The organism is Streptomyces lydicus, assembly GCF_004125265.1.
In the GTDB taxonomy this organism is placed as follows: domain Bacteria; phylum Actinomycetota; class Actinomycetes; order Streptomycetales; family Streptomycetaceae; genus Streptomyces; species Streptomyces lydicus_C.
On the sequence record NZ_RDTE01000003.1, the window covers coordinates 8,531,190 to 8,555,326 of the forward strand.

The 24,137-nt window shown below is 68.4% G+C and carries 19 protein-coding genes and 1 pseudogene; 11 read left to right on the forward strand and 9 right to left on the reverse strand.

What is annotated here, in order from left to right:
* Positions 1–132: 132 nt before the first annotated feature.
* From D9V36_RS42465 to D9V36_RS40160, 3 genes and pseudogenes are all read right to left on the reverse strand, one after another.
* Positions 133–2,631 (reverse strand): annotated as a pseudogene (locus D9V36_RS42465) (non-ribosomal peptide synthetase); the annotation flags it as partial.
* Entirely contained in the window at positions 2,622–5,195 is a 2,574-nt protein-coding gene (locus D9V36_RS40155) for a Pls/PosA family non-ribosomal peptide synthetase (RefSeq protein WP_129298099.1), read from the reverse strand. The pseudogene D9V36_RS42465 and the gene D9V36_RS40155, both read right to left, overlap by 10 nt.
* 874 nt (positions 5,196–6,069) lie before the next feature.
* On the reverse strand, positions 6,070–6,429 hold the full coding sequence (locus D9V36_RS40160; RefSeq protein WP_129298100.1) for a PRC-barrel domain containing protein: 360 nt from the start codon (positions 6,427–6,429) through the stop codon (positions 6,070–6,072).
* Between the two features lie 609 nt (positions 6,430–7,038).
* Here D9V36_RS40160 and D9V36_RS40165 point away from each other — a divergent pair.
* The 4 genes from D9V36_RS40165 to melC2 all read left to right on the forward strand — a co-directional run bounded on the left by D9V36_RS40165 (position 7,039) and on the right by melC2 (position 11,154).
* Positions 7,039–7,446 (forward strand): DUF6303 family protein, encoded by a 408-nt coding sequence (locus D9V36_RS40165; protein WP_129298101.1) that lies wholly within the window; start codon positions 7,039–7,041, stop codon positions 7,444–7,446.
* A gap of 92 nt (positions 7,447–7,538) precedes the next feature.
* Positions 7,539–9,404 (forward strand): amidase family protein, encoded by a 1,866-nt coding sequence (locus D9V36_RS40170; RefSeq protein ID WP_431357738.1) that lies wholly within the window; start codon positions 7,539–7,541, stop codon positions 9,402–9,404.
* 391 nt (positions 9,405–9,795) lie between these two features.
* The gene (gene melC1, locus D9V36_RS40175; RefSeq protein ID WP_129298103.1) at positions 9,796–10,296 is read left to right on the forward strand and encodes an apotyrosinase chaperone MelC1; all 501 of its coding nucleotides are present in this window, start codon (positions 9,796–9,798) and stop codon (positions 10,294–10,296) included.
* 39 nt (positions 10,297–10,335) lie between these two features.
* Entirely contained in the window at positions 10,336–11,154 is an 819-nt protein-coding gene (gene melC2 / locus D9V36_RS40180) for a tyrosinase MelC2 (RefSeq protein WP_129298104.1), read from the forward strand.
* A gap of 449 nt (positions 11,155–11,603) precedes the next feature.
* On the opposite strand, the gene D9V36_RS40185 is transcribed toward melC2, so the two are convergent.
* Positions 11,604–11,861, reverse strand: a complete 258-nt coding sequence (locus D9V36_RS40185) for a hypothetical protein (protein ID WP_129298105.1) — start codon at positions 11,859–11,861, stop codon at positions 11,604–11,606.
* A gap of 1,107 nt (positions 11,862–12,968) precedes the next feature.
* Positions 12,969–13,118 carry a hypothetical protein gene (locus D9V36_RS41310; protein ID WP_164993130.1) on the reverse strand — a complete coding sequence of 50 codons (150 nt, stop codon included), beginning with the start codon at positions 13,116–13,118 and terminating at the stop codon, positions 12,969–12,971.
* A gap of 129 nt (positions 13,119–13,247) precedes the next feature.
* On the opposite strand from D9V36_RS41310, the gene D9V36_RS40195 reads away from it, so the two are divergent.
* On the forward strand, positions 13,248–14,075 hold the full coding sequence (locus D9V36_RS40195; protein WP_129298106.1) for an APH(3'') family aminoglycoside O-phosphotransferase: 828 nt from the start codon (positions 13,248–13,250) through the stop codon (positions 14,073–14,075).
* 118 nt (positions 14,076–14,193) lie between these two features.
* On the opposite strand, the gene D9V36_RS40200 is transcribed toward D9V36_RS40195, so the two are convergent.
* Positions 14,194–15,480: an MFS transporter gene (locus D9V36_RS40200; RefSeq protein ID WP_241721251.1), complete on the reverse strand. Its 1,287-nt coding sequence runs from the start codon at positions 15,478–15,480 to the stop codon at positions 14,194–14,196.
* A 951-nt stretch (positions 15,481–16,431) separates the two neighbouring features.
* Between D9V36_RS40200 and D9V36_RS43200 the strand changes: the two genes are divergently transcribed.
* Positions 16,432–16,758 (forward strand): peptidase inhibitor family I36 protein, encoded by a 327-nt coding sequence (locus tag D9V36_RS43200; protein ID WP_431357776.1) that lies wholly within the window; start codon positions 16,432–16,434, stop codon positions 16,756–16,758.
* A gap of 124 nt (positions 16,759–16,882) precedes the next feature.
* Here the strand turns inward: D9V36_RS43200 and D9V36_RS41320 are convergent, their stop codons facing one another.
* Positions 16,883–17,044, reverse strand: coding sequence for a hypothetical protein (locus tag D9V36_RS41320; protein WP_164993132.1), 162 nt, complete (start codon positions 17,042–17,044; stop codon positions 16,883–16,885).
* A 446-nt stretch (positions 17,045–17,490) separates the two neighbouring features.
* Here D9V36_RS41320 and D9V36_RS40210 point away from each other — a divergent pair, with 446 nt between their 5' ends.
* The 3 genes from D9V36_RS40210 (at position 17,491) to D9V36_RS40220 (ending at position 20,219) form a co-directional block, all read left to right on the forward strand.
* Positions 17,491–17,733: a hypothetical protein gene (locus tag D9V36_RS40210; protein ID WP_129298109.1), complete on the forward strand. Its 243-nt coding sequence runs from the start codon at positions 17,491–17,493 to the stop codon at positions 17,731–17,733.
* Positions 17,734–18,164: 431 nt separating this feature from the next.
* Positions 18,165–18,983: a glutamate racemase gene (locus tag D9V36_RS40215; protein WP_241721404.1), complete on the forward strand. Its 819-nt coding sequence runs from the start codon at positions 18,165–18,167 to the stop codon at positions 18,981–18,983.
* Positions 18,984–19,100: 117 nt separating this feature from the next.
* A complete protein-coding gene (locus tag D9V36_RS40220; protein ID WP_129298110.1) occupies positions 19,101–20,219 on the forward strand; it encodes a M20 family metallopeptidase in 1,119 nt (372 codons plus the stop codon).
* A 91-nt stretch (positions 20,220–20,310) separates the two neighbouring features.
* Here D9V36_RS40220 and D9V36_RS40225 read toward each other — a convergent pair whose 3' ends face one another.
* On the reverse strand, positions 20,311–21,159 hold the full coding sequence (locus tag D9V36_RS40225; RefSeq protein WP_241721405.1) for a maleylpyruvate isomerase family mycothiol-dependent enzyme: 849 nt from the start codon (positions 21,157–21,159) through the stop codon (positions 20,311–20,313).
* A gap of 328 nt (positions 21,160–21,487) precedes the next feature.
* Between D9V36_RS40225 and D9V36_RS40230 the strand changes: the two genes are divergently transcribed.
* On the forward strand, positions 21,488–22,072 hold the full coding sequence (locus D9V36_RS40230) for a short chain dehydrogenase (RefSeq protein ID WP_129298111.1): 585 nt from the start codon (positions 21,488–21,490) through the stop codon (positions 22,070–22,072).
* A gap of 253 nt (positions 22,073–22,325) precedes the next feature.
* On the opposite strand, the gene D9V36_RS41325 is transcribed toward D9V36_RS40230, so the two are convergent.
* Positions 22,326–23,366 (reverse strand): RICIN domain-containing protein, encoded by a 1,041-nt coding sequence (locus D9V36_RS41325; protein WP_164993133.1) that lies wholly within the window; start codon positions 23,364–23,366, stop codon positions 22,326–22,328.
* A gap of 289 nt (positions 23,367–23,655) precedes the next feature.
* Between D9V36_RS41325 and D9V36_RS41330 the strand changes: the two genes are divergently transcribed.
* The gene (locus tag D9V36_RS41330; RefSeq protein WP_164993134.1) at positions 23,656–24,030 is read left to right on the forward strand and encodes a hypothetical protein; all 375 of its coding nucleotides are present in this window, start codon (positions 23,656–23,658) and stop codon (positions 24,028–24,030) included.
* Positions 24,031–24,137: the final 107 nt, after the last annotated feature.

The following is a 24,137-nucleotide window of genomic DNA, read 5'->3' on the forward strand; positions in this document are numbered from 1 at the left end:
CCGGCCGGTGTCCGGGCCCGTGGCGCGGCCCGGCTTCGTGGTGTGGCCCCGGAGCGCGTTGCTTCGCCCGGACTCCGCCGGCGCCCGCGGCGGCTCGGAACCGGCCGTGGAACGGTTCTCGACCAGCCGGGCCAGGTCGGCGAGGACCGGGTGCCGCAGGAGGTCCTTGGGGGAGACCACGCGATCCAGGCAGATCGCGACGCGTACGGCCGACAGCGAGGTGCCGCCGAGGTCGAAGAAGTTGTCCCGGCCTCCGATCCGGTGCTCCGGGATGCCCAGCGCCTTGGCCCATGCGGCCGCAAGCCGCTCTTCGGCCGGTGTGGCGGGCGGGAGACCGCCGTCCCGGGGGCCACTTTCCTCGGTGGTGCCGCCTTCCTCTTCGGTGCCGGCCTCCTCGGCGAGTGCCGACAGCGCCTTCTTGTCGGTCTTTCCGTTGGGCGTCAGCGGAAGGCTCTCGCGCCAGTGGAAGGACGAGGGAACCATGTACGCGGGCAGGGACCGGCTCAGCTGCTCCTGGAGTGCGGCCGGGGCCAGCGGGCACGGACCGCGGTAGAAGGCCACCAGCCGCTGAGCCGGGCCGCCCCGCGGTGCGACCACGACGGCGCCGTCGCGGATTCCGGGCACCCCGAGCAGGGCGTTCTCGATCTCGCCCAGCTCGATCCGGAAGCCGCGGATCTTGACCTGGGCGTCCTGGCGGCCGAGGAACTCCAGTTTTCCCTCCGGCGACCACCGGCCGTAGTCGCCGGACCGGTAGAGCCGACTGCCCGCGCGGTGGGGATCCGCCGTGAACGCCAGGCGGGTGCGCTCGGGATCGTTGACGTACCCGCGGCCGACGCAGACTCCGGAGAAGACGATCTCACCGGGGGCGCCGAGCGGCACCGGCGACAGGTACTCGTCGACGAGGTAGACGTGCACATTGCCGACGGGGCGGCCGAGCGGGATCCGCTCGCCGTCCGGCACCCGGTCCATGACCTCGTGATTGGTGTCGTCGCAGGTTTCGGTCAGACCGTAGGCATTGACCAGACCGATCCGGGGCGCGGCCGCGAACCAGCGCTGGACGAGCTCCTTCTTCAGGGCCTCGCCGGTCACCGACACGCAGCGCAGGGAGGGGAGTTCACGGGGGTGCTCCTCCAGGAAGGACAGGACGACATCGAGGTAGGACGGCACCACCTGGAGCACGTTGACCCCGCCGCCCACGATCGTGTCGAGGTACCGCCGGACGTCCAGGACGGCCTCCTGCTCGACCAGCAGGGTCCGACCGCCGGCCAGCAGCGCGGAGAGCAGTTGCCACACGGAGATGTCGAAGCACTGCGGCGCGGTCTGGGCGACGACCTGTCCCTCGGCGATCCCCAAGTCGTCGATCTTGGCGTACAGATGGTTGAGCATCCCCTCGTGCTCACACATCGCGCCCTTGGGCTCGCCGGTGGAACCGGAGGTGAAAATGACGTAGGCGAGGTCGTCCGGGGCGACGGGGACGCCGGGATCGCTGTCGTCGCCGCTCTCCTCGCACGCCGCGTCGATGAAGAGCCGCTGAATCCCGGGCAACGACGCCAGGGCCCGGTCGAGGGGAGCCGTGCCGCCGGGTTCGGTCAGCACCAGCCCGCACGAGGCGCGGGAAAGCATGGCGGCCATGCGGTCGGCGGGGAAGCGCGGCTCGATGGGCAGGTACGCGCCCCCGGCCTTGAAGACCGCGAGGACGGCGGTCAGCCAGTCCAGGTTGCGTTCGGTCACCACCGCGACCACGTCCTCCCGGCGCAGTCCTCGTGCCAGCAGCGTGTGGGCCAGCCGGTTGGCGCGGGCGTTGAGCTCCTGGTAGGTCCATCGCCGGGTGCCGTGCACGGCCGCGACGGTGTCCGGATGCGCCCGCGCCCGCTGCTCGAACAGCTCGTGGAACCGGTGGTCCGGCAGTGCCCGCCGCGGCCCGGCGAGCCCTTCGAGCTGGAGGTGCAGTTCCTCGGCGGACAGCAGGCTCTGCCGATGGTGCGCCGCATCCGGATCGGCGGCGATCAGCGCGAGCGCGGTGAGGTGGTAGCCGGCGATCCTGGCGGCACACGCCTCGTCGAGCACATCGGTCCGGTAGTGCAGCCGCAGCAGGCGCCGGCCGCCCCGGCACACCACCGCCACCCGCAGCGCGGCGCCTTCGGACGTTCCGCCGCCCCCGTCGCCTCCGGTCGGATCGAACACCGTCTCGGGCAGCGGCACGGACCGGTCCGGCGTTCCCCCGGTGCCGTGGGCCAAAGTGCCCTCGCGCACCGGCAGCTGGGACGCGACCTGATACGTGTCGTGCACCAGCGTCCGCCACGACGCGGCCGCGGTCGACAGCCGGCAGGGCAACGGAGCGCCGCCCGCCACGGCGACATAACCGGTCGCGACCGTCTGCTCACCGGACAGCGCGCCCAGAACCTTGGCGTGCGCGGCCAACAGCACCGAGTGCGGTGTGACGCCCCACTCCTGTGCCAGCCGTTCCAGCGCCGGCAGCAGGTATTCGGGTATCACCGACTCGTGTGCCGCGGTGCCCGGAACCGGCGTGCGGGTCCATCGCAGGAGTGCGGCGCACCCGCCGGCGGCGGGCTCATCGCGCCGGAGATCCATGTCGTGCGTCAGAGGCGTTGCCATCGGAGCTACCTCCATTCCCCGCCGTCGCCCCGGCGGAGCTGCCGGGCCGGATTTCCTCCCCACCACGCGTGGTGCGGGAGGACTTCGCCCTTCATGAGGAACGAGTCGGGCGCGAGCACCGCACCGTCGCCGATTGCCACGCCGTAGTGCACGAAGGCGCCGACGCCGAGTGTGCAGCCGGAACCGAGCGTGCTGCGGTCGGACTTGAAGGTGCCGTCCTCCTGCGAGTGGCACTGGACGACGCTCCCCGTGTTGAGCGTGCAGCCGTCGCCGATGGTGACCATCGTCCGCTCGGTCAGATAACAGCCGTCGTCGAAGACCCTGCTGCCGATCCGGACCCCCAGAATCCGCCAGATCAGGCTCTTGAACGGGGTCCCGTCGAACATCCGCAGGTATGTCTCCGACGGCACCTTCCAGTAGCGCTCACGCCGCCAGAAACGGAGGTCGTAGATCGAGCAGAACAACGGGTCCGTGGGATGGCAGGCCGTGACGGCACGTTCGACCAGCACGTAGTACACGGCGGTGAACAGCACGACGAGCACGTTGGCCAGCGCGACCGCCGCCGCACCGAACGGGGCGTAGAGGTCGGCGGCGGCCGAGAAGAGCAGCGTGACCAGGAAGAAGTAGAGCCACCGGACCACCAGGTACCACGCCATGGTGGCGGCATTGTGCCGGTTCTTGGCGGGCAGCCGCCGCCGCAGCTGCTCCTCGCTCTTCAGCCCGTCGAAGCTGCTGTCGCGCTGGACCGACCGCGGAATCTCGAAGCTGGGCGAGCCCAGCAGCCCGACACCCTCCCGGACCTCGCCGTCGACGGGGACCATGACCTTCGTCGCGAGCAGACAGTTGTCACCCGTCCTGCCCCGCGTGGGGTAGGCGATCCGGTTCCCGAGGAAGTTGTGCGCTCCGATCGAGGTCCGGGAGACACGGAACGAGGTACTCGAGAAGTCCGCGTTGTTGATGGACAGCCCGTCGGCGACCATCGTGCCGCTGCCGACGGAACTCAGGTACGGGGTCTCGTGCTTCACCTCCGTGCCGAAGTTCGATCCGGTCTGCTCGATCCGTGACAGGTCGTACCCCAGGCACCGCAGGTAGTGGACGATGCAGGAGCTGTCGCCGAACAGACGCATCAGCGACCTCCTGTTGGTCAGGAAAGTGATCGCCCGGTGCACCCCGTAGTGGAAGCCGTACAGGGGATAGACCCTGCCCGGTGTGATGGTCCGGTTCAGCAGGCGCGGAACCGTCGCCAGCAGGAGGAGACCGAGGGGGAGGGCACCGAAGAAGACGACGAGCGAGAACGCCAGGACGTCACCGTAGAACGTCCAGTCCGTCAGGGCCGAGGGCCCCGGCTCCAGGGCCGCGGCGAGTTGCGGGGCCGCGGCGAGCAGGATGCCCACGGCACCGATCGCCAGTGGCAGGTACACCAGCAGCACCGTCAGCAGTTGCAGGACGCTGTGGAACAGCCTTCTCGCGGCACCGCAGTCGGCCGCGCCCACCACCTGGTAGTCGGCATCGGTCGGCTGCGCCGGTGACCCGTGCCAGTGCTCGCCGTCGGGTACTGCCTGCCCACTGTGCAGCGAGGAGGCGTGGCCGAGCTGGGCGGCGTCGCCCAGCGAGGTGTCGATGTCGAGCACGGTGGCCTCACTGATGACCGCGTCCTTCCCCAGGGTGACCGTGCCGGTCTGGATCAGGCCGGCCTGGGCCCGATAGCCGTTGAAGAACGAGTCCTTGCGGATCAGTGCGCCATCGCCCACCGCGAGCAGGTCCGTGCACACGGGAACGTTCCTGGAGAAGATCACGACGCGTCGCCCGATCTTCGCCCCCAGCGCCTTGAGATACAGCGCATAGAGCGGCGACCCGGCGAACAGGACCAGGGGATCGGAACGGATCAGCGTCTTGACCATCCAGAAGCGGACATACGCCAGGCTCCAGACACGGATCTGACGGGGTTTCCACCGGCCGATGAGTATCCACTTCAGCAGGATCGGAAGGACGGACAGACTCACAAAGCTCGCCGCGCCGAACAGCACCGCGCGCAGGTACGCGTCGAACACGCCGGACCCGGCGGAGATCCACGCGTAGCCGCGGGCGGCGACGTAGGCGACGAGGTAGGAGTACCCGAGGAAGGCCAGCAGCTGCAGCGCTCCGCACAGGACGTAGCGCGGCGTGCCGGTCGGAGGCACCGTCACCGGCGGGGGAGCCGGCGACCCGGTGCGGGCAGCGGGGGCCGTGCGGGCACCGGGGGCGGCGGCCGTGGGGGCCGTGGGGGATGCGGGCGCGGAGGCCGCGAGCGCCGTCGCCAGGCTCCGGATCGTCGGGTTCCGGTAGACGTCCTTCATCGATACCGAGGGCAGGTCCGCATGCTTCCTGACCCGGGCGCAGAACTGTGCCATCACCATCGAGTCGGCGCCCAGTTCGTCGAAGAAGTGGCTGTCGACCGACACCTGGGCGGCGCGCACGACGTCAGCCAGTACCGCGGCGAGACCCCTCTCGACACCGGCGGGCGGGGTGGCGACCCCGCCCCGGACCGTGGGGGATTCCGCCAGATCGGGAGGCAACGCTTCAAACGACTTTCCCGCCATGTGAGCTCCCTGGGGAAGTTCCGGCCGCCGCCGTTCAGTGCCCTGGCGCCTGGCGCCTTTGCTTGTTCCGGCGCAGGCCCGAGGGGGCGAACCGAGCGGTGGGTGAGGTGCCGGCACAAACGGCGGGGCCGCCAGCGGGAAACCGGTTCCCGCTTATCGCCTGCGCTCGACACAAGAGATGGTCAGACAGCACAACCTTTGTTCGATGCTAGCGTGGGAATCCGTTGGGGACATTTTGGAAAAACTTTCTCCTATGATCACGTATCGAAAACCTGGATACGCGGCCCTTCCCGACCGTAAGTCCCTGTGCCCGCGACCGGCTTGCTTCACCCGAATGGGGGCACCTGGGCGCGTCCCCTTCGCTCCCGAGTACGCCCACGTCCATGGCTCCCCATAAGGATCTGACCCGCATTTCGGCGGGTGCGGCGAGGTGCATTGCGGATTCACGAGCAATAACTTTGATTCTTGGTGAGCCCGGATATGTAACGGAATGGGAACAGGATGGGGCGAGGCGGAATGTATGACGCGTGACGCATGCGATCTCGCCGGGAAAACGTCCCTGTCACTCGTTGCGGAAAACGAAGAGGAGGTTATGCATGCCGAGAAAATCGGTGCATAGCGCCCCTGGTCGCAAAGAGAAGGGGCTCGCATTCGCTCGTACGGCTTGCCGGTGCCGCTCGTCGGGGAGACCGGGACGAGCCAACGTGCCGTGAGCCGGCATACGTCGTGCCGCCACGGCCGGAACTCAGCCGTGACGGCACGTGTGTCTGCGTCTGTGTCTGCGCCTGTGCCTGCGCCTATGTCTGCACCGGCATCGGCGGGTGCTGAAGGGGGCGGCGGCCTGGTACGGCGCTCAGTCGGGCAGGCGCCTTCCTCACAGCGTGGCGGGCTCTCCGAGTGCGGCGTAGTACCTGCCGACTTCGGTGAGGTAGCCGACTTCGGCGGTCTGGCTGTCAAAGGCAAAGCGGGGGGCGGCCTTGATCTCGTCCCTGGCATGGGTGACCGTTACCGTTTTGGCGGCCGTGTCGACGGAGCGAACGATGCCGGCGGGAACCAGGAGGCTCTTGCCGAAGACCCACACGCTGGTGTCGACGATGAGATGCTGCCTGCCCGGCTCGTTCATCTGACGCTCCACTTGCCCCAACGTCCCGTCAGGCGTCTCCACGGTGAACCCCGTCAACGGCTCCTGACCCTGGTAGTCAACGTCTGCCGGGTACGCCCAGATGTTCTTCATGACGGTCGGTTCCTTTCTCTGTGCACTATCGGGCCGGGACGGTCCGCGAGGTTGACCGCCGCCGCAACACCGTCCCGGCTCGCCCCCTGCCCTACCCAGGTAACAGAACGTCACACAGGCAAGCATCCAGAGAGAGGCCAAACCAGGGATGGCGGCGACTTGGCACGGTCGTCCCGCCTGATGCCCGCCACGTGCTTTCACCTGCGTCTTCGCCCGCTCTCGCGGACCATGGGCGAGGGGTGGCGGGAGGATCCGCGGGGGTGAATCCCTTTCGTGGCCGGTGCGCTGGGTAAGCGCAGGGAACACCGTCCACAGTTACAGCCGTAGCCGTAGCCGTAGCCGTAGCGACGGCTACGGCTCAGGTCACAGTCGCTGACCGGGAAGGGGCCGATCGGGTGGTTCAAGGTTTGCCGCATGCATGGCGGGCAAGCTCCCCGCCCACAACGCATCGACGACAGGAACGAGGTGAGTTCCATGAGACCGGAGCCGCCTGTCGCATGCGGTCTGCCGCCATCGGAGTCCCGGTCGTCATCCGCCGCGTCGTCGGTGTCGTCGGTCGTCACCGGTGTCGTCAGCCGTGACCGATGCCGCCTGAAGTGAGGAGAACTCGTGAGTGCCGAATTTCCCGTCCCGCAGACCGAGCCCGTCGGCCCGCAGGCCGAGGTTCCCGACCCACAGGCCGAGCTGCCCGGCCCCGAACCCGAGCCGACGGCCCGCGGACACCTCACCCGAGCACAGCTGACCCGGCCGCCCGGCGACGCACGCTGGGAGATCGCTGTGGTCCTGTACGGCGTCCCCGCCGACGAGTGGCCCTCCACGGAGCTCCCCGGCCCGCACGTGCCGACTCTCACCGCACGCGGGCAGGCGCTCGCACGCCTGGGTTACGCCCAGACCGGACCTGGCTCCCACTACTGGGAGTGGGCCGAGTGCCAGGACGGCGACCACGACCCCGTACGGCTGATGGCGCACACCGAAGTCCGGCCCGTCGGCCCGGACCCGTCCACTCCCCTTCGGTGAGGTAGCAGCAGAAGCCGCGGATACGCACCATCGCGCGTGGGCGCGCGGCGGCACCCTTGTGCCGGACGCCGGGCTGTAGTGCGCTGACTCTCATGGTGAAGAGGAGCGTTGTTGCCGCACTGGCCGCCGCCCTGGCGACGGGGTCTCTTTTGACGGGTCCGACGGGTCCGACGGGTGCGGTGAGTCCGGCGAGTCGGGTGGGTTCGGCGAGTCCGCTGGGCTCTGCGGGTCCGATGGGGTCGGCGGGTCCGACGGGTTCGGCGGGTGCGCCGAATGCGCGCGCGGTAGCCACTGGAGCCGGCGTCGTCGCCGGCGGTTCGCCGCCGTCGGCCGGCGTGCCCCCGATGCCGGGAGTCGATCTCGACACCGTGACGATCCCGGAGTTGCAGGACCGCATGGCGCACGGTTCGCTCACGCCCTCGGCGCTGACCACCGCCTACCTGCGGCGGATCAAGGCCATCAACCCCAAGATCCACGCTGTGCTGCGCACCGACCCGACGGCCCTGCGCCAGGCGGCCGCCAGCGATGCCAGGCACCGGCACGGCGGCACCCGCGGCCCGCTGGACGGCATCCCCGTTCTGCTCAAGGACAACGTCAACACCCGCGACATGCCGACCACGGCCGGGTCGTCGGCGCTGGCCGGGATCCGGCCGGACACCGATGCCCCGCTGGTGACCCGGCTGCGGGCCGCGGGGGCGGTGATCCTCGGCAAGACCAATCTGTCCGAGTGGGCGAACTTCCGGGCGGCGAAGCCGACATCGGGGTGGTCGGCGGTGGGCGGACAGACCCATAACCCGTATGTGCTGGACCGGAATCCGTGCGGGTCGTCCTCCGGATCGGCTGCCGCGCTCGCCGCCTCGTTGTCGCAGGTGGCGATCGGTACCGAGACGGACGGCTCCATCGTGTGCCCGGCCGGGATGAACGGGGTGGTCGGCCACAAACCCAGCCACGGACTGGTCAGCCAGGCCGGCGTGGTGCCGATCTCCGCCGAACAGGACACCGCGGGACCCATGGCCCGCAATGTGACCGATGCCGCGCTCACCCTTTCCGTCCTCAGTGGCGGTGAAACCTCGCACCCTGACGGAACCTCGTTTCCTGGTGGCACTTCGCGTCCTGCCGGTGGCACCTCGCTCCCCGGCGGTCGCCGCGGCACCCTCGGTCCCGTCAGGCCCCACGGCTCCCCGGCTCTCCTCGGCTCCCCGGCTCTCCTCGGCTCCCCGGACCCCCGCGGCGAGCCGACGCACCGTGGCAGTCTGCGCGGTAAGCGGATCGGTCTCTGGCGGCTGCCCTCGCTCGGGCCGGAGGTGGACGCCGTGATGACCCGCACGGCGGAGAAACTGCGTACGGCGGGGGCCGAGGTCGTGGAGGTGACCCCTCCGTATCAGCAGCGTCTCGCCGAACTCGAATTCCCGGCCCTGTACAGCGAGTTCCACCGGGACATCGACGCCTATCTCGCCACTCGCCACGGCCCCCGGAACCTCGCCGCACTGATCGATTTCCACCGCACCCACCCGGAAGAGCGGACCTGCTTCGCCGGTCAGGAACTGTTCGAGCGGGCCCTCGTCGCGCCTCCCACCACCGACCCCGCATACCGCGCCAAGCGCGCCGAGTTGAAGGACCTTTCCCGGCGTTCCATCGACGAGACCCTGAACGCCCACCACCTGGACGCCATCGCCGCGCCGACGAACCCGCCCGCCTGGACGACCGACTGTGCCCGCGGCGACAACGATGTGATCCCGTCCTCGACCCCCGCCGCCGTCGCCGGCTACCCGTCGTTGTCGGTGCCCGCCGGGTTCGTGAACAAGCTGCCCGTCGGCCTGCTCCTGATGGCCGGCGACCATCAGGACGCCGGACTCCTCTCGCTGGGTGCCATGGTGCAGTACCGACTGGACGCCTGGCGGGCACCGGGCTACCTGCAGTCGGTGGGGCCCGACGCCTCCCGGCGAAGGGCCGGGTGACGGCGCCCGGCCCGGCCCAGCTGCACGACACGTCCTCAAACACCCCCCTCCCCAAGCCCCGTGCATTCGCGCCGAGTTCCGGCCGTGCGACGCGTCACGGTTTGGGCCGCGCGAGAAAAGGATCTGCGGTTGATAGCGCTCCACAGCGCGGAATATCCGGTTCCGTGCGCCGGTGCGCCGGGGCGTGAGCACGATCACCGCCGTTGAACTCTGCACCTTCCAGCGGGTGTTGTCTCGTTCGTTGCCTGATCCGACGGTGCCATTTGATGATCCGTTCGTCCCTGCCAGCATGTGGCGGCGCGGGCCGACCTTCGGCGCGCCGGCTGAAGACCCCTCCTCTGCCGTCCAGGACAGCGGAGGAGCCGAGACGAACAGAACAGGGGAGTGGAACATGTCGCGTCCCACCCGACGCCAGGTGCTGCACGGTAGCGCCGCGGCCCTTGCCGGAGCGGCGCTCGCCGCACCGGTTGCCCTTGCCGACACCGCCGTCGCCCGCCCCGTCGGCGGCCACGGGCACCCAGCGGGCGACGGAAACCCGGGGAACGCGGGGAGCAATGGACACCCCGGGGGGCACGAAATGCCTGAGCCCTTCAACGAGATGTACCAGGGCCGACACATCGAGGGCTGGCCGGCGGACGAGCAGACCCCGGAGCACGGAAGCCATGGGAGCAGTGGACGCCGTACGGATGCCTCTGCCGGGCCGCACGACGGCATGGACATGGACTTCGTCGTCCGCATCGACAACGACGACCTCCATGTGATGCGGAACGCGGACGGTACCTGGATCAGCCTGGTGAACCACTACGAGACGTTCACCACGCCACACACCCTGGCGCGCGCCGCCGTGCGTGAACTTCAGGGCGCCGAGCTGGTCCCGGTCGTCACCGGCTGACGCTGTCCCTGAACATCCCCCCACCGAGGAGTCCTCGACATGGCAGTCCGGAAGAACCAGGCGGATCTCACCGCCACCGAAAAGCGGAACTTCGTCGACGCGGTGCTGGAGCTCAAGCGCAGCGGCCGCTATGACGAGTTCATCAGCACCCACAACGCCTTCATCATCGGCGACACCGACGACGGAGAACGGACCGGCCACCGGTCCCCCTCATTCCTCCCCTGGCACCGTAGGTTCCTGCTGCAGTTCGAAGAAGCCCTGCAGAGCGTCACCCCGTCGGTCACCCTGCCTTACTGGGACTGGACCGTCGACCGCACACCCCGCAGCTCCCTGTGGGCTGACGACTTCCTCGGCGGTGACGGGCGCACTGGTGACGGCCGGGTGGCTTCGGGGGCGTTCGCCTTCAGCAACGGCAAGTGGTCGATGAACATACGCGTTGACGGCCGGACGTTCCTGCGCCGCTCGCTCGGCACCGGGGTCCGCGAACTGCCGACCCGGGCCGAAGTGGACCGCGTACTCGCCATGTCCACCTACGACGCCGCCCCCTGGAACAGCTCCTCCGAGGGCTTCCGCAACAACATCGAGGGCTGGCGCGGCCCGAACCTGCACAACCGCGTGCACGTCTGGGTCGGCGGGCAGATGACCACGGGTGCCTCGCCCAACGATCCCGTCTTCTGGCTGCACCACTGTTTCATCGACAAGCTGTGGGCCGACTGGCAGCGGCTGCATCCCAAGTCGGGGTATCTGCCGACCGGCAACACACCCGACGTCGTCGACCTCCACGACACGATGAAGCCGTGGAACGACATCACACCGGCCGATTTGCTGGATCACACCAAGTTCTACACGTATGCATGACAGGGGCATGACAGAATCACCGGTCTCCGTGCTCTGATGTCACCCGACCTGGTGGCCGACCCGGCGCCTGGCTCGGTGCTCGACTCAACGCCGGGGGTGGGAGCCGCAAGTCCCCGGAGGCGCCCGCGATCTGCGGCCTCGCATCCGATCGTGTGACCCACCTGCCGGCGCGGCCTCGCGCGCTACTGCGCGGGGCCGTGCCGGTGCTCTGGGCAAGCGGGAACGGTAACGGAACTTGCTGTGCCGAGTTGCGCACTGAATGTGTTTGCGGGTGTCCAGTCCGCGCGGCAGTGGCGCAGCTCCGGCGGAGCCCTGGCCTGGCGAAATGACGGAATGGCGGGATGGCGGAAGGGCGGATGCCCGGGATGAGGCATCCCGGGCATCCGGTGGGTTGCAGGCTTGGCCGTCAGGAGGTGACGGTCATCAGTGGCGGCTGTTGGCCGTTGGCCTTAGTAGACGACGATGACGCTGGGGCTGAAGCCGTAGCCGTAGTAGCCCCCCAGGCCGTAGTAGTCGCCATAGCCGTAGTCGTAGCCGTAGCCATAGTCGTTGCCGTAGCGGTTGCCCCAGTCATGGCCGCCGCCGTGGCTGGAGTAGCTGAATGGCGCATGTGTCGGGGCAGTGGCGGCGGCTGTCCCGGCGGTAGCGACCGCTGCGCCACCAGCCAGCAGGAGCCCTCCTGCGGTCAGCGCGATGGCTCGTGTCAATCGATTGGTGGACATGGGTCCACACCTTCTTATTGCTAGGGATGTGGCGGCCCGCCACCCGATGGTGAGATCTCGCCGCAAGCGAGAACCAGAGATTCGGGGGCTTCTCCCCTGGGTGATCCGCCTCCAGACGACTGTCCAGGCGAGTCGGTTTTGCCGCTTATGTGCCTCTTATGTGGAGCTTACACCTTGCCCTTGAAGCGTCTCAAATGAGAGATGGGCTATACATCCAATGATGTCCGGTTGGGTGCTGATCGGCTGCTGGGTGCACCCACTCAGCTGGGTTGTCCGCCGCCACAGGCGCACTGCTCTCCTCCGTCTCCTCCTTGCGAGCAGCGCTGCCGCGGGAACCTTCCTGTGAGCTCCCCTTGAACGTCTTCCGGGCCGAACACCGCGTGCCCGGCAGCAGTCAATACGGTGGTTGCCTCGCGGCCTGACGAGTGTGGCGCGCCGCGGACCATCGCGGTATCGAGCCCGTTGCCTCGCACGGATCAGCGAGATCCTTCATCGACTCCCTTGCACGTCTGAACTCCTGCACCTCTCAACGCCGGTATGAACTGCCGTACTACCACTGAGTCCCGTACCACCGATCTCCTGCACCACTGCACTCCTGGCCGCTGCGGTCTCGATGACGCGAATCCTCGGAAGTATCGGGCACGGTGCAGCACAGCACAGCACAGCACAGCACAGCACGGCACGGCGCAGCACGACAGGGCACGAGACGACACTCGGAGGTTGGCTACCCCGCCGGGGCTTCGGAAGCAGGCCGGCTCGGCATCTTCAGCAAGGTGGCCAGATAGCCGGGGCACTCTTCGACCACAAGGTGTCCGGTCCCGGGAATCCCCCCCCAGGTCGATGCCGAGGGCGGCGTGCACCGCGCCCATCACCGCTACCGGTCCGGACGAGCGCTTCTCGATGACCTCGCTCAGCCATGCGCCGTACCAGGACAACCGGCCGCCGGAGACTCCATGTTCGCCCGAACTGAGACCGGGCTGACCGGGGACGTCCACCAGCAGGACCCGGTAACCGGCGGCGACCAGGGCGGTGGCCAGAGGCAGGGACGCGGCGGTGTTGAAGTTGCTGCCCGGGACGAACACGACCGTCGTTTCACCGGAGCGGGTGAGAAACCAGACGGGTTTCTGCGCCGTTCGCGGTCGTCATCTTGCCTTCGTGCGGCACTTGCCAAGCATCGAGCTGGTCGAGGCGCCAGCGTCGGATGAGCGCCCTGCCTGCCGTACTGCGGTAGATGGAGTCCACTGGTGGAGTATCGCGTGTCGTGCTGGACGGTGAGTGCCAAAAGCCCTACGGGATAGGTAGGTTCAGCGGCTGGCGGCACTACGGGCCTCGACCGGGGTGCCGGGCCGCCGGCTGGCTAGAGTGGCTGCTATGAGCGAGCATCCCGGACCTCGGACCGTGTCGCCGGTGCTGCTCGGCGCGGGTGGCGGCGACGGTGACTGGTTGCCCGTCACCGCCGGCGAGTCGCGAGCCGTTGTCTTCCGTAGTGCGGACGCTGCCCGGTACGCCAAATGCGTGCCTGCTGTCGACGCCGTCGGCCTGAAGGCCGAGCGCGACCGGATCGCATGGCTGGGCGGCCAGGGCATACCGGGACCTCGTGTGCTCGACTGGCATTCCGGTAGTGCGGGTGCCTGCCTGGTGACCAGTGCCGTCCCTGGCGTGCCCGCTGACCAAGTGTCCGCCGCGGACCTGCGAGACGCCTGGGAAAGCATCGCGGACGCCGTCCTTCGGGTGCACGAGGTTCCCGTGGGGGAGTGCCCGTTCCGCCGGGGGCTGGACGCCATGGTCGACGCGGCGCGCGACGTCGTGACCCGCGAGGCGGTGAACCCGGAATTCCTTCCCGTCGAACAGCAGCGCACCCCGGCCGCGGAACTGCTGGCGCGCCTCGTCCCGCAGATTGCGCGGCGACGGGGCCAAGAGGCCGTCGACAGGGTCGTCTGCCACGGGGATCTGTGCCTGCCCAACATCATTCTCGACCCGCAGACGCTTAACGTGGCGGGCTTTATCGACCTGGGTCGCCTCGGGCTTGCCGACCGTTACGCAGACCTTGCGCTGCTGCTCGCCAATGCACGCGAGACATGGCCGGACGAGGAGCAGGCGCGGGCCGCGGACCGGGCGTTCGCCGAGAGGTACGGCATCACCCTCGACCACGACCGCCTGCGCTTCTACCTCCATCTCGACCCGCTGACCTGGGGTTAGCCCTGTCTCCCGCGGCCTGGGCATCCCCGCTCCCGCTCGTACGTGATGTGTGGTGATCAACGTCAGTGCGCGGCGTGGCCGATCCAATCGAGGAGTAGTAGGCCCTCGGGGCCGTAGCTCAGTCGGTGATGTCCGCTATCTCCCGGCTGCGGCCCGCCCGCTGGATCACGTACGGCATGGCGAGACCGGCTGCGACGAACACACCGCCCATCACGAGCCAGCCGAGCGCTCCCCAGGTCACACAGAGCAGGCCCAGCAGACTCGGTGCGACCACGTAGCACAGGCCCATGCCCAGGCCGAACACTCCGGAGTACTGGCCCTGGGCGTGTGCGGGAGCCAGCCGGAACCGCAGCTCCAGCGATCCGGCCGCATGCCACAGCGAGCCCACCGTATGAAGGGCGACGCCGACCATCATGATCGTCACGGCGACCCAGCCGGATGCTCCGGAGGTTGTGGCAATGACCGCCATGCCGATCAGGAACGCCAGCCCAGCGCGGCGGGTGGCTCGGCCGGCGACCGTGCTGCCCTTGACCCCGCGACTCGTCCTGATCTGCAGGAACACCACCATCACGGTGTTGACGGCGATGGCCAGGCCGACGAACCAGCGCGGTGCGTCCGTGTGCAGCACCACCCACAGCGGCAGGGCGAACGACAGCACCTCGCTCTGGATCCACATGGTGCCGTCGAGCACGACGAACGCCACGTACGGCTTGTCCTTGAGCGCGATCCATCTGCCCTCCTCGCGCGGGGACGGCAGGGGCTGCAGCTTCGGCAGCTTGACCAGGACGGCGGCACTGCCGATGAATGTCAGCGCATTGGCGAAGATGAGGGCACGGTAGGCGAGGCCGCTTCCGATCTGCACCACTGCACCGGCCGCCAGGGCGCCGAACGTGCCGGCGAGCATGGCCACCGATCTCAGGTAGGAGCGGAACTTCGGCACCTCGTCACCGCCGAAGCGACGGATCATCGGGCCACGTGCCGCACCGCCGGACGATCCGGCGAGGTCCGTCACGGCCACAGCCAGGACGAACGACCATAACGAGTGGGCGAACAGCAACGACGTCATGGAAGCGGCCTGGATCAATAAGGTGGTCAGAAAGATGCCCTTCGGGCCGCGGCGGTCGGCGAGATGTCCTACCGGGATACCGGCGATCAGACCCACCACCCCCGCGGCACTGAGGCCGAGCCCGACCTGCCCGATGGACAGGTGGATCACCCGCAGGGCGTACAGCGGCACGGTTGTCAGGAAGGCTGCTGTGCCGAGCTGGTTCACGAAGCCGGCAAGAGCCAGCCTCCGCTGGGGGCCGGGCTCCAGTAGCAGTCCTCGCCGTACTGGCCATGGCCGTTTTGCGTTGCGGTTTTCCTCGGGAGTGACGTCGATTGACGCGGTGGGGGATTGATTCATCCTGTACTCCAATGCCGGTAGATCGTGCCGTGCCGAGATCGGGGATGCGCATGCGAAGGCGGTGTGCCGCATGGCTCCGTTGCGAGGATCACGAAGGGTGAGCCGAACGCTGAGAAGCTGAGCGATCACGGTCGCCTCTTCCCAACAGCCCCCGCACCGGGCAGGTTCGGGGAGCGGCAAGCATGGAGTATGCCCAGGTGAGAGCCCAGCTGAGAAGCCATCTGGTGCCGGGGGAAGGTCACAGCGAAATCGGGAATCTGCGCATGGCGTGCCCGGTTATGGAAAGTGGTGCTTCCCCCTCATGGACGCCTGTCAAAAGCGGAGTCAGAGGAGGGGAGCGGTGGCGGTAACAGTGCCGGGAGAACAGCGGGCCGTAGGGCGCGGCGTCCGTGTTCGTGTCGGCGTCCGGGATACGGGCCAGCTGCCGCTGCCTTGCGCCGTCTGGCCGGCGAGGCGATTCAGTCAACGTCGGGCGGGGTGCGAAGAGGGAGAGAGGGAGCGGGAAGGCGGCATACACCCAGCAGGAGTGAGGTCGCCACAAAGGAAAGCGCGCATGACGCGCGCAACCGAACAAAAATTCACCATCCGGCAGGGCTATTGCGCCGGGGTGAGCCAAGGCGCAATCACGTCCATGAGTTCAATTCGTGCCCAGGGCTCATGGAAAAGCGTCCGATGTTCGGTAAATTGGGCATCTCGGTATCGCGACATCTCGGTATCGCGGTGTCGCGTGTCGTGGTATCTCCACCCCGGACGCTGCACTTCCCACGAAGGGGGAGCGAGCCGTCACCGTCAGACGAAGTAGCCACCGGTCGGCCCGGACACGTCGTTCTCGACCGTTCACGCAGTACCCATTCCATCACCCAAAGGATTCGGAGTAGGTCATTGTTCCGCAAGCGTGAAAAAGCCTTTGCAAGCTTCGCCGTCGCCCTCGTACTCGGCGCTGTCGGCTCCATGCCCCCGGCACAGGCAGCGTCGAGGTGTCCGGAGGAAAGCCTCTGCTCCTACAGCGGGCCTGGGCTCTCGGGTGACGTCACCGTTATTCCTGCCTCGCATATCGAGAAGGCGGGCGCCGATGGTGTGAAGCTGCCGACTTCGGCACGGTCGTTCGCCAACGGGACACATTTCGCTCTTCGTTATGGTCCAGCCCGGCGGGCGATCTGCGTCCGATTCCCTTGCTACCAGTACGCCACGCTCGGGAAAATCGCCCCGGGCGCCCAGCTGCCGTCCCTCCCCTACGCCGAGAGAACCCTCACGGTGGGGCGGGACTTCGGAGACTGACCGACGCCATCGGGTGTAGCGCTCGGTGTGACGCTCGGGAGGGACGTACCTGGGGCGCGCCCGGCATGGCATGCATGCCTGTCGGTGGTGGTTGTGAACCAGCCCGTGACACGTCGACCATCACTCAGAACAGGTGCGACGCCATCCACATGACGAGTACGTACAGGCCCGCCCCGGCCCCGCCGATGACGGCGAGCCACAGCAGCGCACCGACCGGCCACGGAACAGGTGCCTCGGGCTTGGGCGGGGTGACGGGGCAGCAGTTCGAGCAGTGTGGATCGGGCATGCTTCATCGTCGCGCACTCGCCACGGCAGGGGGTAGGCCCGGGCGGGCCAGAACATACGAACGCACTGGCTGGTCGAGCCGGTCGTGCCGGGTCGAGCCGGTCGGGCTGACCGAAGGGCGAGCTGCCGAATCCCGGCGACGTGCCAGGCAGGCCGTGAGGTCTGAGACGTCACGTCGCCCCGGAAGGATCTGATCGCTGACCACGCCGACCCATCCGCTGAGCAGCATCGATGCCACTTCACTCGGTGATCGATTCCCTGGTGCGGGGCCGGTATGTCGGGTCGGCATGTGTGGGCGGCGTGGTCTGTGTCTCATCGCGCGTCGAGCATGGCGCAGTGGAGCCCGGGTACCGGCTCATCACGCCACACGGCGCAGCACACAGCACCCTCCACCCATCACCCACGACCCTCCACACCGCACAGCCATAAGAGGAGGCGCGTTAACTGATGTCCCGTCGTGACACGTCCAGCGAAGAGGGCACTCCAGTGCCCCATGACCTGCCGAGCCACCAGGCTGATGCCGCAAGTGAAGTGCCTGATCCGTGGGACCCCGAACTTTCGGAGAGCGAAGGTGAGGGGCCTGACGAGACGGTTCCCGACACCGATCAGGCCGGCACCGGGCGGACCGGCGTTCCGAAGGCTTCGGGCGTCCGCTCCGACCAGCCCGTTCCGCATGAGCCGGTCGACTGAAATGGCTCGTCTGACCCGTCTGACCCGTCTGACCCGTCTGGCCCGCCTGTCCCACCTTGCTCGGCGACGGACTGCCTGACCGAGAATCTTCGTGTTCTCAACTGCTCCTCGGTGGGTGTCAGTTGATTTGGATGATTCGGACCCGGAGCCGCCGTCCGCCGGCGGCTCCGGCCCACGGGCGCAACGCCTCCACCCGCCGCACCCGTACCACTCTCCCGGAATTGGTCCTGCTGTGGAGGCCAATGACGGTACAGACTCTCCGCCAGTGGCATGGAGCAACAGGCACATGAGAGGCGACTGGCGTGGAGCAGGACAACAGGGATCGGCGCGAGCGCGAACTTCAGCGCTGTCACGAGGCGCACCCCACGGGCCCGATGGACCCGGCATACCCATACCCGGCAGTCGTACCGACGCCGCCGCGCGAGGGCGGGGTGAAGATCGCGCTCATGGACGCGGGGATCGGACTGCTGGCGGCGGCCGCCGCGGTACGCCGTCTGCGGCCCGACGCCGATCTCGTCCTGTCCTCCGATCCCGACGGCATGCCCTGGGGACCGCGCTCCGCGCAGGAGCTCACGGCCCGCGCCGTCACCGTCGCCGAAGCGGCTGCCGCACACCGTCCCGATGTGCTGATCGTCGCCTGCAATACCGCTTCCGTGCACGCCCTACCCGCCCTGCGTGCCCGTCTGGAGCCGGATCTGCCCGTCATCGGGACCGTCCCGGCGGTCAAACCGGCCGCCGCGGGAGGCGGGCCGATCGCCGTCTGGGCCACCCCCGCGACCACAGGCAGCCGCTACCAGCGCGGTCTCATCGAGGAGTTCGCGGCTGATGTGAGTGTCACCGAAGTGCCGTGCCCCGGGCTCGCCGACGCCGTCGAGTGCGCGGACGAAGTGGCCATCGCACGTGCGGTCGCCGTCGCCGCGGAGCGCACGCCGGACGAGGCAAGAGCAGTCGTCCTGGGCTGCACCCACTACGAGCTCATCGCCGCACACATCCACGCGGCCCTGCAGCGCCCCGGTCGGCCCCCGCTCGCTCTGTACGGTACGGCCGATGCGGTCGCCGCCCAGGCGCTGCGCCGGATCGGTGAGCAGCCCACCTCTGGGACCCCTGGCGAGGGCACTCTGACCGTGATCCTCAGCGGGCGCGAGGAGGAACTTCCGCCGGCGGCATGGGCGTACGGCGAAGGCCGGCTGCTGCAGGCGGGCCGCCGCCGTCGAGACCGGCTCCTCCTGTCGCCGGGCGTTCGTCAGTGAGCATCCTTGCTGCTCGCGGACTTCGGAGGCGGTGGCCGTGCGGGCGTTTGCGTACGGGGACGGCGCCCCTTCGTCAGCGGCGCCGGTCCGCCGCGGCGTGCCGACTACCCTTGCCGTATGACGATGCACAAGACCGTCCAGGTACGTGTCGACGCGATGCTCGAGGACCTCAGGACACTCGTCGAAACCGAGTCCCCTTCGCGCGATCTCGACTCCTTGACGGCATCGGCCAAAGCTGTCGCGGCCATCCTGGAGAACCGCCTCGGCGGGCGGGCCGTCCTCGTGGAGAGCGCAGCCGGGCCGCACGTCCACTGGTCAGGGGGCGGCGATCCCGCCGTACTGATCCTCGGTCACCACGACACGGTGTTTCCGCTCGGTACCCTTGAACGCCGACCGTTCAGGGTTGCAGACGGTCATGCCACCGGCCCCGGGGTCTTCGACATGCTGGGCGGGCTGGTGCAGGCCATTCATGGCCTGGCGACGCTCGACGACCGGTCGGGCGTCGAGATCCTGGTGACCGCGGACGAAGAGGTCGGCTCCGGTTCTTCCCGCGCTCTCCTCGAAGAGCGAGCCCTTGCCTGTGGCGCGGTGCTCGTGGTGGAGGGTGCCGCTGACGGCGGAGGCTTGAAGACCGGCCGCAAGGGCTGCGGCACGTACCGGATCTCCATCGCGGGCCGGGCGTCGCACGCGGGTCTGGAACCCGCGGCCGGGGTCAATGCCTTGATCGAAGCCGCCCATCAAGTACTGGATATCGCAGCGCTCAACCGCCCCGACATCGGTACGACCGTTACCCCGACCGTCGCCTCCGCGGGAACCCTGGACAACGTCGTTCCCGCCGAGGCGACCGTCATCGTCGACGTCAGGGTCGAGTCGGACGGCGAGAAGGAACGCATCGAAGCCGCGTTCGCGGCACTGGCTCCGCATCTTGATGAGGTGCGGATCACGGTTCACGGAGCTGTCAGCCGACCGCCGATGCCCGAGTCGGCTTCGTCCGAGCTCTTCGCGGTGGCACAACGGTTGCTTCCTGATCTGGAAGGCACGGCAGTCGGTGGCGGAAGCGACGGCAACTTCACGGCCGCGCTGGGGGTGCCCACACTTGACGGCCTTGGGGCAGTCGGGGGCGGTGCCCACGCCGATCACGAGTACCTGGTGGTCGACGCCATGGCCGAGCGGGCCCACCTGGTTGCCGGACTGGTGAACGCGTTGCAGAACAAGGAGCAGAAAGAGCAGGGATGAGGAGGGGGAGGGGAGGCGGAGAGCGAAGGGAGACGGAGAGGGAGCGTGTGCGCGACCCGGGCCGTGCGCTGCGTGCGTTGTTCGCCGGGTGTCAGGGTGCCTTGAAGAGAGCCGGGAAGCGGGGAGCGAGCCAGGGCTTGCGGCCTCGGACGAGGATATGGCCCCGGGCGAGGGCGCTCCACTGGCCGCGGCGTCCGAGTGCCATCAGGAGGAAGGTGACCGGTTCGATGAGGATGGTGCAGTCCGGGCGGGCCGACGGCGGTGAGCCAACGGATACCGCTCCGTTGGTCACTGTCACGCCGAAGCGGGCACCACTCCACAAGCGGATCGCGTAGCCGGCGGTGAGCCCGGCTGTGCGGGAGGTGTCGGTCACCCGCGGCATGGCTGTGACCAGGAACGGCAGGGTCAGCTCGACCCGGGCGCGGTCGATCATGTGCGGACGGCCCAGTGCACGGGCGAGGTCGTAACCGTGGCCGAGCATGTGCGTCAGCAGGTATGACCCCAGCACGGCAGGGGACATCGGGCCCAGCGGGGTGACGACCGTTTCTTCCGTGGGGCCCTCGTCCCATGTCTTCAGGTAAGCATCGGCCTGCGCCACGATCATCGCGGCCAGTGGCTCGGCCCTCCGCTCGTCGAACTCGGCGAGTGCTCGCTCATTTGCCGCGGCGAGGCTCTGCGGGGTGCCGTCCCCGTAACTGCGTGCCTGTCCGGCCGCAATGTCGGCCATGAGTTCATTGGCCTGCGCCAGATGCGCTGCCGCCTCCCCGACGTTCCACTCCGACCCGGGAATCGGAAGCCCCGTGTCGGCGCCCTGACGCAGCAGCGCGGCGATGTCCCCGGCGGTCTCGCGTATGGCCACACCGAGGCCGTCGGGCAGTTTGCCCGGTACATCCTTGTCCTGCCGGTCGGGCAGCGCGTCCGGTACGTCCTGCCCAGCCACTGATTCCACGCCGTTCCACTCCTCGGTCTCGTGTCCGCGCCCGTGCCTCTGCCCGTCCTCGGGCCCGTGCCTGTGCCTGTGCCTGTGCTCGTGTCCGTGCCTGATGTTTGCGCCACCGGGCGGCCGTAGGCGTTGCGGCGTTGCTGACCACCGGTGCTGACCACCGGGGCTACGGAGATCACGGGGACCACCGGGACCACGGGGAGCATGGGGAGTACAGGAGACCAGGCAACCGTCGCTGCGACAAGACCAGGAGCTTCCCCACTACGGCCTTTCCTCGTCGAATATTGCGGGCGCGCGTGATGCCACCGCTGACACGATCGATGGCATGAAGGTACTTGTGCTCGGGGCGACAGGGACGGTCGGCAGTGCCGTTGTCCGTGCGTTGGAGGCGTCTCATCAGGTGGTGAAGGCGTCGCGCGGCGGGCCGGTGAAGGTGGATCTGGAGGATCCCCTCTCCTTGGACGCATTGTTCGCGGAGACGTCGGACTTCGACGCGGTGGTGTGCTGTGCCGCCGGCGGCCCGTTGGTGGACCTGGAGTCAGTGTCGGACGAGGAGATCGCCGCCGGAGTGCGCGGCAAGCTGCTGGGACAGGTCGCGCTGGCCCGGCGCGCCGTGCGTCATCTCCGGGAGGGCGGCTCGATCACCTTGACCGGGGGTACGTTCTCCGCTCCCCTGGCGGGCGGATCGCTGGGGGCCCTCATCAACGCAGGGCTGGAAGGCTTCGTCCGCAACGCGGCCGACGAGCTGCCGCGAGGCCTGCGAATCAATCTCATCAGCCCTGGCTGGATCAAGGAAACCCTGGAGAGCATGGGTGTGGACGGGGCTGACGGTATTCCGGTCTACGAGGTGGCCCGGGTGTATGTGGAGGCCGTGGAAGGCGTCGCGCAAGGGCAGACCATACGTCCGTGACGTCCATCCTGGCTGCCCGCTGCCCGCTGCCCGCTGCCCGCTGCCCGCTGCCCGCTGCCCGCTGCCCGCTGCCCGCTGCCCGCTGCCCGTGAGGGGGACAGGGGCAGGGTGCTGCCGCCGTAGGCGTCGTCGGTCCGCATCGTTGAGAGCAGGGTGGGCCCGCTCGGTCGCGGTCGTTCGGGCCCACCCTTTCCCGGCATTCCGGCATTCCGGCATTCCGGCGTTCCGCATTCCGGTACGTCGGTATGCCGGTTCAGTCGTTGCAGGTCGTGAAGTTCGGGCTGGTCTGGGCCAGGTAGATGCTGGACCGGCCCTGCTCGTCACTCTTCAGCGGGACGGTGACGGTGTCCCTCGCCTTCCACGGGAACCCGCTCGCGTCGAAGGTCCATTCACCGGTCACCTTGGTCGCCAGCTCCGACAGTGCCACCCACCCGTACTGGTGCGACGGAACGGTGATCGTCAGGCTGTTGCCGAGATCTTCACGCACGTCATAGGTGACCTGACCGGAAATGGTGAGGCTGACGCTGGTCTGCACGGGGCTCGCGGCACCCGTTCCGAGGCCGGAGGTGAAGGTCACTCCGAGCTGGCTCGACCAGCCGGTGGAGGTGTTCAGGGAGAACGTCCACGGCACCGGCGCCTCGGTGCCGTTGAACCAGACGGGGGAGACGCACTTCTTCGGCAGTGGCTCGGCAGGTGCCTGGGAGCCCTTGGTCCACGAACAGGTGGAGCTGTCCTTCTGGCAGCGCTTCGACGCGTAGTCGACGGCGGCCTTGAGCGCCGCTTCGCCCGCGCTGCTCGGGATCTTCCACTGCTGTGCCTTGGTGCCGTTGCAGCCGTAGGTCTGCGTCCAGGCGTCGTCGTACTGCGCGGCGCGGACCACGTCGAGGCACTTGTCGTCCCCGGCGCTTCGGATCATGAAGGTGTCCGTGGCGCCGTTGACGGGCTGGAAGTACCAGCGCTGCGAGGAAGAGCCGGAGCAGGACTGCTGTCTGAGCGGGAGCCCGGCCTCGACGCACTTGCCGGTGTCGCCGTTGACGAGGGCGAAGGCCGAGTCGGATCCCTGGATGCGGGCATCCCACTTCTGGTGGTAGCCCGGCGCGGAGTTGGTGACGATGAAGACGCCGTCTCCGGTGTTGCCGTTCTGCACATCCAGGTTCCGGCCGCCGTTGACCGACGTGAACGTCAGGCAGGACAGCCCCGAGCAATGGTCTGCGGTCTGCGCCACAGCGGTCTGCGCCACAGCGGCCTGGGCGACGACGAGGCCGAGAGTGATACCGAGAGTGGCGATGAGCATGGTGAACGCTGTGGATAAGACCGCTGATCTGGGCGGCTTCATTCCGGTGCAACTCCTCTGTCCGACTGCGGTGTTGGTGGTGCATTCCACCTTGTTGACCGCACTATCGCTGCTACCGACGACTTTGAGTAGGGCGCCGCCCTCGGGGCGGAAGGCGAAGCGCGGCTGCATGCTCCTCAGCTCGACCGGACGCAGTCGGGAGGCCGGGCCGCCGCCGTGAGCACGCGCGCCAGAGTCGTAGCCGAACAGCCGAACAGCCGAACAGCCCTGAACCATCGCGGAAGGACACATGGTGGGATCCAGCTTCTTCGTCAGCGCCGACCAGCCGAACGGCGCCTGCTGGCCGTTCTCGACCGACCAACTGACAGACACCATCAGCAGGTTGTGGCCAGGCAGTGCCCTGGCAGGCGGGCACGGCAGTGTCGTGGAAATGGACATCTGCGTCGATGACCGGACACTGACCTTCGACTGGGACGCGGCACACCAGGTGCTCCGCTTCCCCGACCAGGATCCCCTCGCCGAACCGGCCCGCATCGTGCACCGACTGCTGCGAGAGGTTGCACCCGATGTTCCCGTCGTCTGGTGGACCGAGTGCGACGCGACGCTGGAACCGATCGTCCTGTCGCCCGATCCCGAGACATTCATACGCGAGTTCGTCGGCTGACCCACACCCCGGACTCTCACGTTGCCGCCCGCAATGAATGAGCCCCGGCCTGAGTGGGACGACGCGCCCGAGTGGGTTCGGGTACTCCACAGCTGTGGCGGGCAAGG

Excerpts from the sequence above, each read along its gene's own strand:
- D9V36_RS41320 (WP_164993132.1), bottom strand. The coding sequence starts at position 17,044 with ATGCCCGATCCACACTGCTCGAACTGCTGCCCCGTCACCCCGCCCAAG.
- melC2 (WP_129298104.1), top strand. The coding sequence starts at position 10,336 with ATGGCAGTCCGGAAGAACCAGGCGGATCTCACCGCCACCGAAAAGCGG.
- D9V36_RS41330 (WP_164993134.1), top strand. The coding sequence starts at position 23,656 with ATGGTGGGATCCAGCTTCTTCGTCAGCGCCGACCAGCCGAACGGCGCC.
- melC1 (WP_129298103.1), top strand. The coding sequence starts at position 9,796 with ATGTCGCGTCCCACCCGACGCCAGGTGCTGCACGGTAGCGCCGCGGCC.
- D9V36_RS40200 (WP_241721251.1), bottom strand. The coding sequence starts at position 15,480 with ATGAATCAATCCCCCACCGCGTCAATCGACGTCACTCCCGAGGAAAAC.
- D9V36_RS40195 (WP_129298106.1), top strand. The coding sequence starts at position 13,248 with ATGAGCGAGCATCCCGGACCTCGGACCGTGTCGCCGGTGCTGCTCGGC.
- D9V36_RS40210 (WP_129298109.1), top strand. The coding sequence starts at position 17,491 with ATGTCCCGTCGTGACACGTCCAGCGAAGAGGGCACTCCAGTGCCCCAT.
- D9V36_RS40160 (WP_129298100.1), bottom strand. The coding sequence starts at position 6,429 with ATGAAGAACATCTGGGCGTACCCGGCAGACGTTGACTACCAGGGTCAG.
- D9V36_RS40170 (WP_431357738.1), top strand. The coding sequence starts at position 7,539 with ATGGTGAAGAGGAGCGTTGTTGCCGCACTGGCCGCCGCCCTGGCGACG.
- D9V36_RS40220 (WP_129298110.1), top strand. The coding sequence starts at position 19,101 with ATGACGATGCACAAGACCGTCCAGGTACGTGTCGACGCGATGCTCGAG.
- D9V36_RS40230 (WP_129298111.1), top strand. The coding sequence starts at position 21,488 with ATGAAGGTACTTGTGCTCGGGGCGACAGGGACGGTCGGCAGTGCCGTT.
- D9V36_RS41325 (WP_164993133.1), bottom strand. The coding sequence starts at position 23,366 with ATGCTCATCGCCACTCTCGGTATCACTCTCGGCCTCGTCGTCGCCCAG.
- D9V36_RS40155 (WP_129298099.1), bottom strand. The coding sequence starts at position 5,195 with ATGGCGGGAAAGTCGTTTGAAGCGTTGCCTCCCGATCTGGCGGAATCC.
- D9V36_RS43200 (WP_431357776.1), top strand. The coding sequence starts at position 16,432 with ATGCCCCCGGCACAGGCAGCGTCGAGGTGTCCGGAGGAAAGCCTCTGC.